General features: G+C 62.7%; 17 protein-coding genes. 5 read left to right on the top strand and 12 right to left on the bottom strand.

Going from position 1 to position 15,958, the window contains the following annotated elements; all coding sequences use genetic code 11:
• Nucleotides 1-16: 16 nt before the first annotated feature.
• From BLS51_RS15190 to BLS51_RS15175, 4 genes are read right to left on the bottom strand one after another with little or no spacing between them, the layout of a single operon-like run.
• Nucleotides 17-940 carry a PaaX family transcriptional regulator C-terminal domain-containing protein gene (locus BLS51_RS15190; RefSeq protein ID WP_090184265.1) on the bottom strand — a complete coding sequence of 308 codons (924 nt, stop codon included), beginning with the start codon at nucleotides 938-940 and terminating at the stop codon, nucleotides 17-19.
• Complete coding sequence (locus BLS51_RS15185; protein WP_090184269.1) at nucleotides 937-2,241, bottom strand: permease; 1,305 nt, start codon at nucleotides 2,239-2,241, stop codon at nucleotides 937-939. Before BLS51_RS15185 ends, BLS51_RS15190 begins: the two co-directional genes overlap by 4 nt.
• Nucleotides 2,238-2,489 (bottom strand): DUF2249 domain-containing protein, encoded by a 252-nt coding sequence (locus BLS51_RS15180; RefSeq protein ID WP_090184272.1) that lies wholly within the window; start codon nucleotides 2,487-2,489, stop codon nucleotides 2,238-2,240. The genes BLS51_RS15185 and BLS51_RS15180 overlap by 4 nt, the downstream gene beginning before the upstream one ends.
• The gene (locus tag BLS51_RS15175; protein ID WP_090184274.1) at nucleotides 2,486-2,944 is read right to left on the bottom strand and encodes a hemerythrin domain-containing protein; all 459 of its coding nucleotides are present in this window, start codon (nucleotides 2,942-2,944) and stop codon (nucleotides 2,486-2,488) included. Before BLS51_RS15175 ends, BLS51_RS15180 begins: the two co-directional genes overlap by 4 nt.
• Nucleotides 2,945-3,075: 131 nt before the next feature.
• Between BLS51_RS15175 and BLS51_RS15170 the strand changes: the two genes are divergently transcribed.
• Genes BLS51_RS15170 through BLS51_RS15160 form a run of 3 tightly spaced genes read left to right on the top strand, consistent with a single transcriptional unit; the run spans nucleotide 3,076 to nucleotide 5,502 of the window.
• The gene (locus BLS51_RS15170; protein WP_090184277.1) at nucleotides 3,076-4,095 is read left to right on the top strand and encodes a ubiquinone anaerobic biosynthesis protein UbiU; all 1,020 of its coding nucleotides are present in this window, start codon (nucleotides 3,076-3,078) and stop codon (nucleotides 4,093-4,095) included.
• A gap of 13 nt (nucleotides 4,096-4,108) precedes the next feature.
• Entirely contained in the window at nucleotides 4,109-5,011 is a 903-nt protein-coding gene (locus BLS51_RS15165; protein WP_090184280.1) for a ubiquinone anaerobic biosynthesis protein UbiV, read from the top strand.
• On the top strand, nucleotides 5,008-5,502 hold the full coding sequence (locus BLS51_RS15160; RefSeq protein WP_090184283.1) for a ubiquinone anaerobic biosynthesis accessory factor UbiT: 495 nt from the start codon (nucleotides 5,008-5,010) through the stop codon (nucleotides 5,500-5,502). The genes BLS51_RS15165 and BLS51_RS15160 overlap by 4 nt, the downstream gene beginning before the upstream one ends.
• Here BLS51_RS15160 and BLS51_RS15155 read toward each other — a convergent pair.
• From BLS51_RS15155 to BLS51_RS15125, 8 genes are all read right to left on the bottom strand, one after another.
• On the bottom strand, nucleotides 5,468-6,208 hold the full coding sequence (locus tag BLS51_RS15155) for an anaerobic ribonucleoside-triphosphate reductase activating protein (RefSeq protein WP_090184286.1): 741 nt from the start codon (nucleotides 6,206-6,208) through the stop codon (nucleotides 5,468-5,470). The two genes, BLS51_RS15160 and BLS51_RS15155, sit on opposite strands and share 35 nt — an antisense overlap.
• Nucleotides 6,189-6,365 (bottom strand): anaerobic ribonucleoside-triphosphate reductase, encoded by a 177-nt coding sequence (gene nrdD / locus BLS51_RS30440; protein WP_139168708.1) that lies wholly within the window; start codon nucleotides 6,363-6,365, stop codon nucleotides 6,189-6,191. Before nrdD ends, BLS51_RS15155 begins: the two co-directional genes overlap by 20 nt.
• Nucleotides 6,353-8,392 carry a ribonucleoside triphosphate reductase gene (locus tag BLS51_RS15150; RefSeq protein WP_090184288.1) on the bottom strand — a complete coding sequence of 680 codons (2,040 nt, stop codon included), beginning with the start codon at nucleotides 8,390-8,392 and terminating at the stop codon, nucleotides 6,353-6,355. The genes nrdD and BLS51_RS15150 overlap by 13 nt, the downstream gene beginning before the upstream one ends.
• Nucleotides 8,393-8,485: 93 nt before the next feature.
• A complete protein-coding gene (locus tag BLS51_RS15145; protein ID WP_090184292.1) occupies nucleotides 8,486-9,163 on the bottom strand; it encodes an SCO family protein in 678 nt (225 codons plus the stop codon).
• On the bottom strand, nucleotides 9,160-10,080 hold the full coding sequence (locus tag BLS51_RS15140) for a formylglycine-generating enzyme family protein (protein ID WP_090184295.1): 921 nt from the start codon (nucleotides 10,078-10,080) through the stop codon (nucleotides 9,160-9,162). The genes BLS51_RS15145 and BLS51_RS15140 overlap by 4 nt, the downstream gene beginning before the upstream one ends.
• Nucleotides 10,081-10,082: 2 nt before the next feature.
• Complete coding sequence (gene nirK / locus BLS51_RS15135) at nucleotides 10,083-11,480, bottom strand: copper-containing nitrite reductase (RefSeq protein ID WP_090184298.1); 1,398 nt, start codon at nucleotides 11,478-11,480, stop codon at nucleotides 10,083-10,085.
• Between the two features lie 30 nt (nucleotides 11,481-11,510).
• The gene (locus BLS51_RS15130; RefSeq protein ID WP_090184301.1) at nucleotides 11,511-11,789 is read right to left on the bottom strand and encodes a DUF2249 domain-containing protein; all 279 of its coding nucleotides are present in this window, start codon (nucleotides 11,787-11,789) and stop codon (nucleotides 11,511-11,513) included.
• 49 nt (nucleotides 11,790-11,838) lie between these two features.
• Entirely contained in the window at nucleotides 11,839-14,106 is a 2,268-nt protein-coding gene (locus tag BLS51_RS15125) for a nitric-oxide reductase large subunit (RefSeq protein ID WP_090184304.1), read from the bottom strand.
• 141 nt (nucleotides 14,107-14,247) lie between these two features.
• Between BLS51_RS15125 and BLS51_RS15120 the strand changes: the two genes are divergently transcribed.
• Complete coding sequence (locus BLS51_RS15120; RefSeq protein WP_090184697.1) at nucleotides 14,248-14,652, top strand: Rrf2 family transcriptional regulator; 405 nt, start codon at nucleotides 14,248-14,250, stop codon at nucleotides 14,650-14,652.
• 51 nt (nucleotides 14,653-14,703) lie between these two features.
• Nucleotides 14,704-15,957 (top strand): MFS transporter, encoded by a 1,254-nt coding sequence (locus tag BLS51_RS15115; protein WP_090184308.1) that lies wholly within the window; start codon nucleotides 14,704-14,706, stop codon nucleotides 15,955-15,957.
• Nucleotide 15,958 lies beyond the last annotated feature (1 nt).

Raw genomic sequence — 15,958 nt, 5'->3', positions numbered from 1 at the left:
TTCTCTTTCGGTGGTATCAAGCGGTCATGTAGACGCCGGTGCGGCGCGCGATGTGGCGACGTACTGGTGTGGTGGAGAGGCTGGCCTGCTGCTCTTGCGCTGGCGCCTCGGTAATCTTCAGGATGTGGCGGCGCGCCTGCGTCGCGCATCCCGCGTATAGGGCCGCATAGGTCTGGTAGGCTTGCATCGCCGCCCAGCTATCCGGCAGCAGTTCCTGCGGCAGCAGCGGATCGGCGCGGCGGCAGTGCTGGTAGCCGTGGCTGACCAGCAGCCGCAACATGTAAGCCTGCACATCGGTGAAGGCGCCGCGCTTGCCCAGCATCTGGCGCAGCGGCTCGAAGCGCTGCCGGAACTGTTCATACATCGCAGCTGGCGTCTCCAGGTCCCAATCCATTTTGCCGAACAGTGGTTGGCGCACGGCGGCCGCCAGTTGCGCGCCGCTGACTTCAAACAGCGCCAGGCCGTGGTCTTCGCCAGCCTGCACGCCGCGAGTGTAGGAAGCGGGACGGGCCAGCACATTCGGCGCCAGAACGCAGTAGTCCAGGTCCAGCAGCTGCTTGCGCGCGGCCGCGTAGCTGGTGGCGCTGATGCCGCCGGAGTTGACCAGCATGCTCCAGTCCTCGGCGAAGCTGCGGCCTGCCGGGATGTTGAGGCGCTGGCGCACCGACTGGATCGAGGCGGCGGCTTGCGGCGTCAGCATGCACAGGCTGCGGCGGCCATGACGCTCGATCTTGATGACTTTATGCTCGGCCAGGCGGAACAGGGCGGTGCGCACAGTGCGCTCCTGGAAGCCCAGCGGTTCCAGCAGGGCGATCACGCTGCCCAGCCATTGGGTCTTTTGACCAAAAGCCTGCGCTTCGCTGAACATCAGTTTCAACAGGGTGCTCAGGCGGGGCTTGGCCTGGCGCAGTACGGCGTCGATATAGAATTCGCTATTCATGATTGTGCGGGAACGAAGAGAATGTGGTGGGACACGGCGCGGCCCAGATTGAGCCACAGGCCCAGGCAGGCGACGCACATCAGCACCGCGCCAGGGCGCACCAGCGCCGGTTGATAGCAAGCGCCCAGCAGCAAGAGCAGGCCGGCGACATGGGCGCCGTACTGCCACTGTGCGTGGCGCTCGGGGATGATCTGGTTGATGTTCGGCGGCCTGCGGTTGCTGGCGCCGCGCATGTCTTGCAGGTGATACCAGGTCAGGAATGGAACGATCTTGTACAGCATGCCGCTGACAGCCGACAGTGCGAAGCCGCCGATCAGCAGCACGCCGGCGGCCAGCGGTGTGGCGCTGGATGGCGCGGTTGCCGGCCAGAGCCAGACGCCCAGCGCCGCCAGCAGGCAGGCCATGGCGGTACGCCAGAACAAGGTGGTCGGATCGGCGCGTGGACGTTTGCGGCGTGCCAGCAGGTACAGCGTGGCGGCGCCGAACAGCGCGTAGCCGCTGGCCAGCAGTATCAGGAAGGCCGTGTGCAGCAGTTCGCCCGGGCCGCTCCAGCCGCTCGACAGCGAGGCAGCGCCCAGCAGCATGAACATCCAGGTGGAATAGGCACCGGTCAGGAATTTTGGATAGGGTTCGGTGAGCATGAACATCGGCACCACCTGGAAGGCGATGCCGACTACCAGCAATCCTACCCAGCCCAGCATGCCCCACATGGCGTGCAGGTTGGTGATGCGCTGGAGCGGCATCTGCAACATGCCCGGCCAGGCAAACGCGCTGGCCAGCATGCCGCCCAGGATCATGGTCAGCACCAGCGCCGCCAGCGCCAGGCGGATGCCCGCCACCACCGCGCCGGAACCGGGCAGGTGGTACTGCCACATGGCGACCGTGCAGGCGCCGGCAAACAGCATCAGCCCCGCCAGCAGCAGCGCCATGGCGATGCGGAACAGCACCGGGCTGCCCAGCCAGAAGCCGCCGGCCAGGGCCAGCGTGCCCGCGCACAGGCAGATATGCACCACCGCGCCGACCGGATAGGCGCGAGGCACTTCGATTCCGGCCACCACCGGCAGCATTTGCAGCATGGCGCCGATCATGGTCATGCTCAGGCAGCCGAGCACCATCAGGTGGGTGATGGCCAGCGTCAGCGGCGACCAGCGGCTAAGCAGCGCCGCATCGCCTTGCCAGGCGAGGAAGGCGGCGGCCAGTGCGGCAAACAGCGGTGCGGTCAGAAAGTAGCGCAGCGGCAGCGACAACGGCGGGTTGCTGCCGAAGGATAAAGCGCGCTGCGGTGCGTCGAGGGGTTTCATGCGATGGGCGCCAGCCAGATGAGGACTTCGTAGCGTTGATCTTCCTGTACGCTGGTGCGGTATTGATAGCCGTTGCGCAGCAGGATGCGGTACAGCGGCACCGGTTCGCGGTCGATCAGCACGCGCAGGCGCTCGTCGTCGGCCAGCGTGTCCAGCGCTTCAAGGATGCGCACCATCGGCTCCGGTGGTTCCAGACCGCCGACGTCCAGCAGGCGGGCGCTTTCTCCATGTTCACGCATGACGTTCATGCGGCGCTCCCTTCCAGCTGATCCATGTTTTCCATGCTGGCGACCACCGCGTCGGCCTGCATGGCCAGCACGTAGTCGGCCTGCGGGTAGAGGATGCCTTCCTCCTTCAGGTTATGCTGGCGCATCAGGATGCGCAGCGTGTCGGCCTGGTCGAAGAAGGCGTCGCTGTCCTGGCTGGCGATGGCGGTTTTCATCTCGGCCAGCATGTCGCGCATCTGACGGTGTTCGCTGCGCATGACCACCGTTGGGCCGTAACCGTTGCCCAGCGCGTGGTCGAGGCGGGGAAACAGTATGCGTTCCTCCTTCTCCAGGTGCCGCTCGAACATCTGCAGGAAAGTGCCGAAATGGCTGCCAGCATCGTCCCAGTGGCGCAGGATGACATCCGATTCCGCCATGGCATATTGATCGTCGCAGCGGCGGTGATCCTGATCGAGATAGGTGGCGATCTTCTGCATTTTCTTTGTCCTTGATTAAATCTGTGTACATTGTCCCACCCGACAAAGCTTAATTTCTTTGATTCATATCAAGGATTTCCGGGTTCATGGAGCGATACAGTTCGTTCGCCCTATTTAGCTATGAAGAACACATGAATCAACCTGTCTCCCCACCCATCGAGCTGGTATGCCCGGCGGGTAGCCTGCCGGCCCTGAAGGCCGCCATCGACCTGGGCGCCGACTGCGTCTATCTTGGTTTTCGCGACGCCACCAACGCCCGCAATTTCGCCGGCCTGAATTTCGACGATGCCGCCATCAACACCGGCATCGCCTATGCCCATGACCACGGTCGCAAGGTGCTGCTGGCGTTGAATACGTATCCACAGCCGGATAACACCGCGCTGTGGCAAGCCGCCATCGACCGTGCCGCCAAGGCCGGCGTGGATGCCGTCATCCTGGCCGACCCTGGCCTGATGCGCTACGCCGCCGACAATTACCCGAATCTGCGTCTGCACCTGTCGGTGCAGGGCTCGGCCACCAATGCCGAGGCGATCAACTTCTATCACAAGCAGTTTGGCGTGCAGCGCGCGGTGCTGCCGCGCGTGCTGTCGCTGGCGCAGGTGGAGCACGTGGTCAAGAACACCAGCGTGGAAATCGAAGTCTTCGGCTTCGGCAGCCTATGCGTGATGGTGGAGGGCCGCTGCCAGCTGTCGTCCTACGTCACCGGTGAATCGCCGAACACCCACGGTGTCTGCTCGCCGGCCAAGGCGGTCCGCTGGCAGCAGAATCCGCGTGGCCTGGAGTCGCGCCTGAATGGCGTGATGATCGACCGCTATACGCCGCAGGAAAACGCCAGCTATCCAACGCTGTGCAAGGGCCGCTTCGAGGTCGAGGATGAAACCTATTACGCCATTGAGGAACCGACCAGCCTGAATACGCTGGAACTGCTGCCGCAGCTGCTGGAAATGGGCGTGCGCGCGGTGAAGATCGAAGGCCGCCAGCGCAGCCCCGCCTATGTCTCGCAGGTGACGCGCGTATGGCGCGCGGCGCTCGATGACTGTCTGCGCAATGCGGCGCGCTACTCGGTCAAGCCGGCCTGGATGTCGGAACTGAATACACTGGCCGAAGGCCAGCAGCACACACTGGGCGCGTATCACCGCTCGTGGAAATAAGAACGGAGAAGTCATGTTGAAACTCGCCCTCGGGCCGCTGCTGTATTACTGGCCGCGCGCCAAGGTCATGGAATTTTACGAACAAATCGCGGAGAGCCCGGTGGATATCGTCTACCTCGGCGAGACCGTGTGCTCGCGCCGCCACGAGCTGCGCTCTGCTGATTGGCTGGCTGTCGCTGAGCTGCTGCAAGGACGCGGCAAAGAGGTGGTGGTATCGACGCTGACGCTGATCGAATCCAGTGCGGATCTCGGCGCCCAGCGCAAGATCGCATCGAATGGCCGCTTCCATGTGGAAGCCAATGATATCGGGGCGGTGCATATGCTGTCCGGCCAGTCGCGCTTTGTCGCAGGTCCGCACCTGAATGTCTACAACCCGCCGACGCTGCAGTTGATGCATGAACTGGGCGCCAGCCGCTGGGTGATGCCGCTGGAGATGAGCCGCGACGGTCTGCGTCATATGCAAAGCAGCCGGCCGGAGGGCATGCAGACGGAAGTTTTCGCTTTTGGCCGCATGCCGCTGGCGTTTTCCGCGCGCTGCTTCACCGCACGCAACCGCAACCTGCCGAAGGACGATTGCCGCTTCAGCTGCATCGATTATCCTGACGGCATGCTGATGCAGACCAAGGAGAAGCAGGAGTTCCTGGTCCTGAACGGCATCCAGAGCCAGTCGGCGCTGGTGTACAACCTGGTGGCGGAACTGGAACAAATGTATGAGCTGGGCGTGGACGTGGCGCGACTCAGCCCGCAATCGGCCAATATGAAAGAGATCATCGCCGCCTTCGACGCCGCGCGCACCGGTGCATTGATGCCGCGCGCCGCCGCCGAGACAATCTCGCCATTGCTGCCGTCCGAAGCCTGCAACGGCTACTGGTACGGCAGGCCTGGCCTCGAATATCGCATGGAGAACGCAGCATGAATCCAGTAGTCCAAAACACCTATGGAGCGGCGCAGCCGCTGCCGGCCCTGCTGGCCTCCCTGGGGCAGCGTCTGCCGGCCTATCCGGGCTCGCTGCTGTGTGTGGCGGCGCTGAATCTGGTGCTGAAGCCGCACCTGCCGGACGATGTGCGCGCCGGCTTGGCGGGCCGTCATGTACGCGTGCGCGTCACCGATGCCGGCGTGGCCTTCGATTTTATCTGGCGCGACGGTGCCTTTGCTGCTGCGCCGCGCAGTGGCATGCCAGACCTGGAAATCGGCGCCTGCACGCGCGACTTCATCGCGCTGGCCAGGCGCGAGCAGGACCCGGATACGCTGTTCTTCTCGCGTCGCTTGTCGATGGAAGGGGATACGGAGCTGGGCCTGCTGGTGAAGAACACGCTGGATGCGATTGAGTTGCCAGTGACGGAACTGGGCCGCCAGGCCCTGACACGCTTGTTTAACGCGCTGCCTGGCCGGCGCGGCGCACGTTAAAGCTGTTGAACAGCGGTGCTATCCCGGTCAGCAGATTCTCGGCCGGATAGCCGGGCATCGCGCCTGACACCAGGCCTTCATCGGCACATCCGGTGGCGCGGAATTCCTGTAGCACGTAGTTGTTCACGCCCATCGCCGCCAGTGCCTGCGCCAGCTCCATCAACTGTGCCGGCGACAGGTGCGCCGGATGCACAGTGGTGCGGCATTCGTAATCGACGCCGCTGGCCAGGATGGCGGTCACGCTTTCCTGTACCGGCGCGCCGCTGCCGGCAATACCTGTCACTTCGGCATAGCGCCCGAAGGTGGTTTTTACGTCAAAACCTACCCAATCTACTAAAGGCAGTACGCTTTTCAGGCGTTCGGGATAGATGCAGGCGGTTTCCAGACCAATCTTGAAGCCCATGGCGCGCACCTGCGAGATGGCGCTGTGCAGCGCCGGGTCCATGGTGGGTTCGCCGCCGCAGAATACCACCGCATCCAGCATGCCGGCGCGTCGTTCCAGCGTGGTTACGATGTCTTTCCAGGCGATCGGACTATCGCGCGTGCGCTCCTGCAAATGCGTGTTCTGGCAGTAGCCGCAACGCCACGGGCAGCCCTGCACGAAGATCACCGCCGACAGCAGGCCGGGATATTCGCTGGCGCTGAACGGGGTATAGCCGCCAACACGCAGCTGGCGGCCTTCCTCTTTAAGATGCCAGCTGCGCATGCGGCTCGCGGAAGAATTTACGTTCATGGAACTCGCCCTGTTTGCCGATATTGAAGGACGAGACCGGACGATGGTAGCCCATCACCCGGGTCCAGATTTCACAACGCTGGCGTTCCGAGTCGTCGAGCTGGATGGTTTGCTGGTTCACACTTTGCATGGCGTTTCCTTTGCTGGTGGTTGAAGAGTGGCTTGTTTGCGGGCGATGATGTCGGCATCGCATTTCGGGCAGAACTCGTGGCTGCCATTCAGGTAGCCGTGTTTCGGACAAATCGAGAAGGTCGGCGTGACGGTGATGTACGGCAGGCCGAAACGTCCCAGCGCGCGGCGCACCAGCGTGCGGCAGGCGGCGGCGCTGGACAGCGCTTCGGTCAGGTACAAGTGCAGCACGGTGCCGCCGGTGTATTTGCGTTGCAGCGCGTCCTGCTGTTCCAGCGCCTCGAACGGGTCTTCGGTAAAGCCGACCGGCAGTTGCGAGGAGTTGGTGTAGTAGGGCTGCTGCGGCGTGCCGGCCTGCAGGATGTTCGGATAGCGCTTCTTGTCTTCCTTGGCGAAGCGGTAGGTCGTGCCTTCCGCCGGCGTGGCTTCAAGGTTGTACATATGGCCGGTGGCTTCCTGGAATTCAACCATGCGCGCACGCACGTGGTCCAGCAGGCGCAGGGCGAAGGCGCGGCCCCATGGCGTGGTGATGTCCTGTTTGCCTTCCGGGTCGAAGTTGCGGATCATTTCATTGACACCGTTGACGCCCAGCGTAGAGAAGTGGTTGCGCAGCGTGCCCAGATAGCGCTTGGTGTACGGGAACAGGCCATTGTCCATGTGGCGCTGGATGACCTTGCGCTTGATCTCCAGGCTGTCGCGGCCCAGTTCCAGCAGGCGGTCCAGCGCGGCAATCAGGCCCGGCTCGTCGCCGCGATACAGGTGGCCGAGACGTGCGCAATTGACCGTCACCACACCCAGCGAGCCGGTTTGCTCGGCCGAGCCAAACAGGCCGTTGCCGCGTTTTAGCAGCTCGCGCAAGTCCAGCTGCAAACGGCAGCACATGGAGCGGATCATGTTGGGCTTCAGTTCCGAGTTGATGAAATTCTGGAAGTAGGGCAGGCCGTAGCGCGCCGTCATCTCGAACAGCAGTTCGGCGTTCGGGCTCTCCCACGCGAAATCCTCGGTGATGTTGTAGGTCGGGATGGGGAAAGTGAAGGCACGGCCCTTGGCGTCGCCGGTCATCATGATTTCGATGTAGGCGCGGTTGATCATGTCCATCTCTTCCTGTAGCTCGCCGTAGGAGAACGGTTGCTCTTCGCCGGCGATGTACGGAATCTGCTCGCGCAGGTCTTCCGGGCACACCCAGTCGAAGGTCAGGTTGGTGAACGGCGTTTGCGTGCCCCAGCGCGATGGCACGTTGAGGTTGTAGATCAGTTCCTGCATGTACTGCTTCACTTCGTCGTAGCGCAGCTTGTCCTTGCGGATGAAGGGCGCCATATACGTATCGAAGGAGCTGAAAGCCTGGGCGCCGGCCCATTCGTTTTGCAGCGTGCCGAGGAAGTTGACAATCTGGCCGATGGCGCTGGACATGTGGCGCGGCGGACTGGATTCCACCTTGCCCGGTACGCCGTTCAAGCCTTCGTTGAGCAGCGTGCGCAATGACCAGCCGGCGCAGTACCCGGCCAGCATGTCGAGATCGTGGATGTGGATGTCGGCGTCGCGGTGGGCGCGGCCCACTTCCGGCGGGTAGACGTGGTTCAGCCAGTAGTTGGCGATGACCTTGCCGGAGACGTTGAGTATCAGGCCGCCCAGCGAGTAGCCCTGGTTGGCGTTGGCGTTGACGCGCCAGTCCTGGCGTTCCAGGTATTCGTTGATGGAGGAGGCCACGTCGACCAGCGAGTGCTTATCCTGGCGCAGCGCGGCATGCTGCTCGCGGTAGACCACATAGGCGCGCAGCGTGTGGCGGTAGCCTGCTTCGTACAGGACTTTTTCTACGGTGTCCTGCACCAGTTCCACGGTCAGCTTGTCGGGCTGCGGCAGCGTTGACAGTTGAAGCAGCACGGCTTCCGTCAGCTGGTTGGCCTTGAGGGTATCGAATTCGCCTGTGGCCCGGCCGGCGCGGAGCAGGGCGCTTTCAATCTTCACCAGGTTGAATGGCTGCGCGCTGCCGTCGCGTTTAGAGATAGTGCTGTGAAATAGTCCTTCCATGCTGGCCCCATATCTAGTTGATTTGATCGTTTAATCACTATATATGGTGTCTGTGGCGACGGTTAGCCCTATGTGTAGATTTCTTGATCTGGCTTATCTTTTTAATGCGGCGGCGATTTGCTTGACGAACTCCGGGTCCGGATCCACGGTCAGCCTGGTGCTGTCGGCGCGCACGCTGCCGTCGGCGTTGAGCAGGGCGATGCGGGTCGTGTGGCTGATTTCGCCGTTGTCCAGCGGCCGGTAGCGGATGTCCAGCGCGGAGGCCAGCATGCGGGTGTCGGTGTCGCTGCTGGCGACCGCCAGCCGGTATTGCGCCGGGTCGAGCTTCTGCATGTCGGCCATCATGCCGAGCGACTTGGGCGTATCGCGCTTGGGATCGAGGCTGATCAGCAGAACGCGCAGGCGCTTGCCGTCAGGGCCGACGGCGCCGATGGTGCGCTTCAGCGTTTCAATGACGATCGGGCAGGCCGAGTGGCAGTCGCCGTAGAACATGGTGACCAGCAGCGGGGCGCCGGCGACGTCTTTCAACACGAAGCGCTGGCCAGCAGCGTCGGTCAGCGGGGCGGGCACCTGGTAGATCGAGTTGGTGGGAATGGTGATGCCGGCTGCTGCGGGCGCCCAGGCGCCGGTGCCTGCGGCCGCTGGCGCGACATGAGCGTGTGCGGCGTGGTCACCGTGATCGTGCTGCTGTTGTTGCTGCGCGCTCGCGGGGGCGAATGGCAGCAGCGCGGCGAGGGCAAGTGTCACGATGGTGATGGCGGTACTTTTCATTTTGTAGCTCCTTGATCGGTGGAGTCTCGCGCGCAGCGGAATCCGAGGTTGGCGCCACCCTGGCGTGCTTCCATGGCGGAGAGCAGGGCAAGGCGCATCAGGACTGCGTAATTGCGGCGGTCTTGCAGCGAGACGGCGGCGCCGCCGCAGTAATCGAGCTGTTTCTTTTCTACGCTGGAGCGGCTGTCCGCATTGACGAAAAGGCCGCTGTAGTCTTCCACCCATTCCCATACCAGGCCGTGCATGTCGTGCACGCCGTAGTAGTTGGCTGGAGTGGCGGCTACGCGGCCGGGAGGGGTTTTTCCGGCGTCGGCGTACCAGCGCAGGATATTGGAAAGCCAGGCGTCATCGTCGCGCGCATCAGCTTGCGTTGCGTCGGCCTTGCCGGCGAATTCCCATTCATACCAGCGGGGGAGTCTGGCGTGTTCTGACGCGCAGTAGGCTTGCGCGGCATACCAGCTGACCTGGATGACCGGGGCTTCGTCGTTGGCGTCGTCGATGGCGGACAAATAGCCTGGGGCCGTGAACAGGGCCGGCGCCTGTTCGCGTTGCCACATCGGCGACGCTTGCAGGAAGGCCTTGAATTCACGGTTGGTAACGAGGCGGCTGCGCAGTTGGTAGGGTTTAACCTGCGCGTCGGCCGCCACGCCGTCCGCTGGCAGCACGCTGCGCAACGGACCGCCGGCGATGCTGCGATATTCCGCAGCGACGCTGGCGTCGCCCCCGCCGCCTGCATCGGTCCCGGCGGCTGGCCGGGGAGCGATGCAAACATCGGCGAGGGCGGCATCGAGGCTGGCGCCGACATCAAGCTGCTGGACAGGACCGCTGCTGCTGATGCTGATGCTGCTGCTGGCGGCCCCACTGGCAGTCACGCTGCACGCGACTGCAATGGACAGCGCAAATATCGGCGCTTTCATGATTACCTCGCTTTACGCATTTCCGCCACCTGGGTAGGCGTGACCACCGGCTTGCCATCGTTCATGGCAACGCTGACATAGTTGATGACTGCGGCCACGTCTTCGTCATTGAGCTCCTGCGGCGGCATCACGCCGTTGTAATGCTCGCCGTTGACGACGATTTCGCCAGTGCGGCCATGCAGCACGATGTGCGCCATTTCATAAGGACGCTCCTTGAAGAAGTCCGACTTCGCCAGCGGCGGGAAGACGCCGGCCACACCCTGTCCCTTGTCCTGATGGCAGACCGCGCAGGTGTTGTCGTAGACCGCCTTGCCACGCACCTGTTCACCGGCGACCACCGGCACCATCGGCGCAGGTGCTTTGGCCGGTGCAGCGGCAGCTTTGGCGCCAGCCAGCGGTTTCTTGATGCCTTTGCCGTAGATGCTGTAGTTGTCAGGTCCGCTGACCGACAGCAGGCCGATTGCGCCCTTGTTGAAGGCACGGGTCAGCGAGTGGTCCACCAGCGTCAGGTTGCCCGGTACTTTAGGCGTGAACTCGACGATGGCCGAACCGCCGGCCGGCACCATCGTGGTCTGCACCTGTTCCTGGAACCTGGTGCCGCCCTCGAAATACACCTTGTCGAAGATCGCGCCGATGATGTGGAAGCTTGACGTGATGTTCGGTCCGCCCACGCCGAAGAACATGCGCACTTTCTCGTTGGTCTTGGCGGTCAGCGCATTGGCACCGGTCAGCGCGCCGTCCTTACCGTTGAACAGCACATAGGTCGGCTTCTCATCGATGGCCTTTTGCTGATCGAAGGCTTGCAGGCCAGGCGCGCGGTAGGCGCCAGTGGTGTAGAAGTCACCCTGCATCACGTAGTATTCCTTGTCGACCTTGGACATGCCTTCCTTCGGCTCGACCAGGATCATGCCGTACATGCCGTTCGCCACGTGCATGCCGACCGGCGCTGTGGCGCAGTGGTACACATACAGGCCAGGATTCAAGGCCTTGAACGTGAAGCTGGCCTCATTGCCCGGTGCGATCAGCGTCTGTGCGGCGCCGCCGCCGGGACCTGTCACCGCGTGCAGGTCGATATTGTGCGGCAGTTTGTTGTCTGGCAGGTTCTGCAGGTTCAGCTCAACCGTGTCGCCTTCGCGCACGCGGATCATCTTGCCCGGCACCGTGCCGCCAAAAGTCCAGAAGGTGTATTTCGTCCCCGGCGCAATTTCGCGCTCGACCTCCTCCACAGTCAAATTGACTACCACCTTGGCAGGCATCTTGCGGGTTATCTGAGGCGGCATCAGCGGAGGTGCTACCAATTCCTGTGTGATGACGGGAAGTTCTGGAGCGGCGTAGCTTTGGGATACGACGAGCAGCGCAGCGGTAAGGCTGGCGGCGGCAAGCTTGAATTGCGTTTTCATCTCAATCACCTTCTGGTTGTTGTTGGTGTTTTACTGCGGTGTGTCTTCCTCAACTGCGAGGAAATCGATAATGACCTGTCCGACCGTGCGTGAAATATAGGTAGCGCGGAAGTAGGGGCCATAGCGATGCTGGATCTGCGCAAGTAAAGGCAGCGGATCATGGTCGTTACAGAAGCGCATGGTTTCACCGGGATGCAGGGCTTCCAGCGCGCCGAAGATGGCGGCATGGCGGAAGCGCTTGGCGACACCACGCGCGTCGAATGGATAGACGCCTGCCTGGGCGGTGGGCGTTGAACAATCGTGGGGCATTTCAGAACTCCTCATCAGAAAAAAGGCGGCCCCGAGGCCGCCTTGAAAATCAAGCGTGATCTGCAACCGTGGCAGGACTGCTTTCCTTGCGCGCCACCATCAGGCGCCAGGCAAACAGCGCCAGGAACAGTGTGCCGACCGCGAATACCACGTCGCCAGGAACGCGCATCCAGACCAGCGTTTCCATGAACTTGGAGTGGATCAGTTCAGGCGAGCGGGCGAACCACATGCCGTGGGTGATGCTGCCCCAGGCCTGGTAGATGCCGGCAGGGACCAGCGAGATGAACACCATCATCGCCAGGCCGATGTTCAGGCACCAGAACATCGGGCGCAGCAGGGCGTCGGACCAGGCCAGGCGGCTGGAGAGACCGCGCAGGCAGAACAGCAGCAGGCCGATGCCCAGCATGCCGTACACACCAAACAGCGCGGCGTGGCCGTGGGCTGCGGTCATGTTCAGGCCCTGCATGTAGTACAGCGCGATCGGGGTGTTGATCGAGAAGCCCAGCAGGCCGGCGCCCACGGTGTTCCAGAAGCCGACGGCGATGAAGCACAGGATCGACCAGCGGTAGCTGCTGACCCACGGTGCAGCCTTCGAGCGCTGGTAATTGCGCCATGCCTCGATGCCGATCAGCGACAGCGGCACCACTTCCAGCGCCGAGAACATGGCGCCAATGGCGATGACGAAGGTAGGCGTACCAGTGAAGTACAGGTGGTGCAGCGTGCCCAGGATGCCGCCGAACAGGAACACAATGGTCTCCAGCACGATGGCGTTGTTGGCGGTAGCGGCGCGGATCAGGCCCAGACGGGTGAACAGCAGCGCGATGACGGCGGTGGCAAACACCTCGAAGAAGCCTTCCACCCACAGGTGGACCAGCCACCAGCGCCAGTATTCGATCATCGAGTAGTGGCTATGACGGCCCCAGGTCAGCGAGGTGGCGTAGAAGCCGCCGATGCACAGCGCCGACAGGAACACCATGACGATCAGGCCACGGCTGGACGATGGGTTTTTCAGCGCAGGCCACAGTGCGCGGCCCAGCAGCGTGACCCAGAACAGCAGGCCGACGAACAGCAGGATTTGCCAGATGCGCCCCATGCTGGTGAACTCCAGGCCCTGGTTACCCAGCCAGAAGGCGAAGGCGGTGCCTTTGTGTTGCAGGGTACCGAGCCAGCCCATGGCGGTCGAACCGACCACGATAAACAGCAGCGCGTAGAACAGCACATTCACGCCCAGTTTCTGGAAGCGTGGCTCATGGCCCGAGATGGCTGGCGCGATATACAGGCCGGTGGCCAGCCAGGCGGTGGCGATCCACAGCACGGCGAACTGGGTGTGGATGGTGCGGCTGACCACGAACGGCAGGATTTCCGCCAGCGGGTAGCCGAAGAAGCTGTTGCCCTCCACCGCGTAGTGCGCGGTGATGACGCCCATGCCGACTTGCGCCAGGATCAGGCCGATCACCACGAAGAAGTACTTCTTGGTCGCCCGCATCGATGGCGTGGCTTTGAGGCTGAACAGCGGATCAGCCTTTGGTGGTTCAGGATCTTCTTCCTCCTTGGCGGCCGAGTGGGCCATGACCATGGCGGCGATGGCGCCGATCATCAGGATCACGCTGGCGATCGACCAGATGCCGGCTTCCGCAGTTGGGCGGTTGTCGATCAGCGGCTCATGTGGCCAGTTGCTGGTGTAGCTCAAGTCCGTTTCACCTGGACGGTCGGCAACTGCGGCCCACGACGACCAGAAGATAAACGCAGGCAGTGCGCGCAGGTCGTCCGCATCCGGCACGGAGTTGGCGGTCATCGCATATTGTTCACGCAGTTGGTCCAGGCTTTTTGCGTCGCCGAACAAATCGGTGTAGTGCTTGGCGACGGCGCGCACTGCGGCAGCGCGGTCGGCCGACAACGTAATGGCGCCAGTGCTGGCGTCATAGGTATTGCGGCGCATTTCTTCCTTCAGGCGTGCGTTCAGCGCGGCCTGCTGCGACTTGTTCAGATCATCGAAGTTGGCGCCATGATCGCGCTGGGCCCAGATCTGGCGCAGTTCCAGCGCTTCGCGGTGCAGCCAGTCGGCCGACCAGTCGGGCGCCAGGTAGCTGCCGTGGCCCCAGACGGAACCGAGCTGCTGGCCGCCGGCCGAGAGCCAGGCCTGCTGGCCGCGATCGACCTGGCCTTCGCTGAAGAGTACCTGGTTATCGGCGCTGATGACTTGTTTGGGGATTGGGGGCGCGGTCTGGTAGATCTGCGCGCCCACCCAACCCAGAACGGCGAAGGAGAGTACACAGATAACGGCTAGCCAGGTCCAGAGCTTGCGTGTGGCGTGCATGGCATGGTTCCTTTTTATTTGAGCTTGTCAGGATCGACAGCCCGAATTCTAGGCGTGTGTTTTAAAGCGGTATAGAAAATAGTTGTTATTTCTTGATCTGGGTTATGCCAGTCGTACGGAGCGCCGTGAATAATGGCTGTCATGCGTTTAACCACCTTCACCGACTACACATTGCGCACGCTGATTTATCTGGCGGGCCAGCAGGCACGCCTGTCCACCGTGGCGGAAATCGCGGCGGCGCACGGCATCTCGCAACACCATCTGACCAAGGTGGTGTACCGGCTGGGCCTTAGTGGCGTGATCCGCACAGTGCGTGGACGGAATGGCGGCATTGCGCTGGCGCGGCCCGCTTGCGAAATCTGCGTCGGTCAGGTAGTGCGTGACAGCGAGCCGGATTTCTACATGGCCGACTGCTTCGATACCGAGCACGCCACCTGCCGCTATGCGGGCCACTGCCGCGTGGAAGACGTGCTAGGCAAGGCCACCGATGCATTTTTAGCCACGCTGGACGCGGTCACCCTGGCGGACCTAGTCCTTTCGACCTAGGCGGGATATACGTCATGCCGATAGTCGATTGGTGCGCCGCAGCGTACCCTGATGTCATCCCCATGTGTAATCAGGAGAGGCAAAGTGTCAAACAATAACAAGGCAACTGCGGTGCTGGTGAGTAGTACTTTCGCGTTCACGATCTGCTTCGCGATCTGGATGATGTTCGCCGTGCTGGGCATCCCGATCAAGAAGATGCTGGGGCTGAACGAAACCGAATTCGGGCTGCTGGCCGCGATGCCGGTGCTGAGCGGGTCGCTGGTGCGTGTCCCGCTGGGCATCTGGTGCGACAAATATGGTGGCCGCATCGTCTTCTTCCTGCTGATGCTGGCGACAGTACCGGCGATTGCGCTGATCGGCCATGCCACCGAATACTGGCAGTTCCTGGTGCTCGGCCTGTTCGTCGGACTGGCTGGCGGTTCGTTCTCGGTCGGTACGCCGTATGTGGCGCGCTGGTTCGCCAAGGAGCGCCGCGGCCTTGCCATGGGTATCTTCGGCGCCGGTAATTCCGGTTCGGCGCTGACCAAGTTCGTTGCGCCGGCCATCATTGCGGCCTGGGGCTGGCAAGCACTGCCTACCGTGTATGCGGTCGCCATGCTGGTGACAGCGCTGCTGTTCTGGGTGTTCTCGGCCACCGACCCATCACACCAGACCAGTTCCGCCGTGTCGTTCAGCGAGCAGCTGAAGGTGCTGAAGGACCGCCGCGTATGGCGCTACTGCCAGTATTACTCGGTGGTGTTCGGCGGCTATGTCGGCCTGGCGCTGTGGATGACCAAATACTATGTCGGCGAATACGGCTTTGACCTCCGCCTGGCCGCCCTGCTGGCTGCCTGCTTCTCGCTGCCGGGTGGCGTGCTGCGCGCGGTCGGTGGCTGGATCTCCGATCGCCACGGCGCCTACAAGGTCACCTGGTGGGTGATGTGGGTGTGCTGGGTGTGCTTTTTCCTGCTGTCCTACCCACAGACCTCGATGATTATCCAGACCACGAGCGGCCCGCTGCACCTGGACCTGGCGCTGTCGCCGTGGATGTTCACCGGCTTGTTGTTCGTCGTCGGTACCGCCATGGCGGTCGGCAAGGCCTCGGTGTTCAAATTCATCGCCGACGATTTCAGCGACAACATCGGCGCCGTATCGGGTGTGGTTGGCCTGGCGGGCGGCCTGGGTGGCTTCGTGCTGCCGATCATGTTCGGCGCCTTGCTCGACCTGACCGGCATCCGCTCCAGCGCCTTCATGCTGTTGTACGGCACCGTATGCGTATCGCTGGTGTGGATGCACTACTCGTTCCGCCCACAATCGACCAAATAAG

This window comes from Duganella sp. OV510, from assembly GCF_900100205.1.
Lineage (GTDB): Bacteria > Pseudomonadota > Gammaproteobacteria > Burkholderiales > Burkholderiaceae_D > Rugamonas.
The sequence above is the reverse complement of the archived record's forward strand: the minus strand, read 5'-3'. Positions and strand labels throughout refer to the sequence as shown.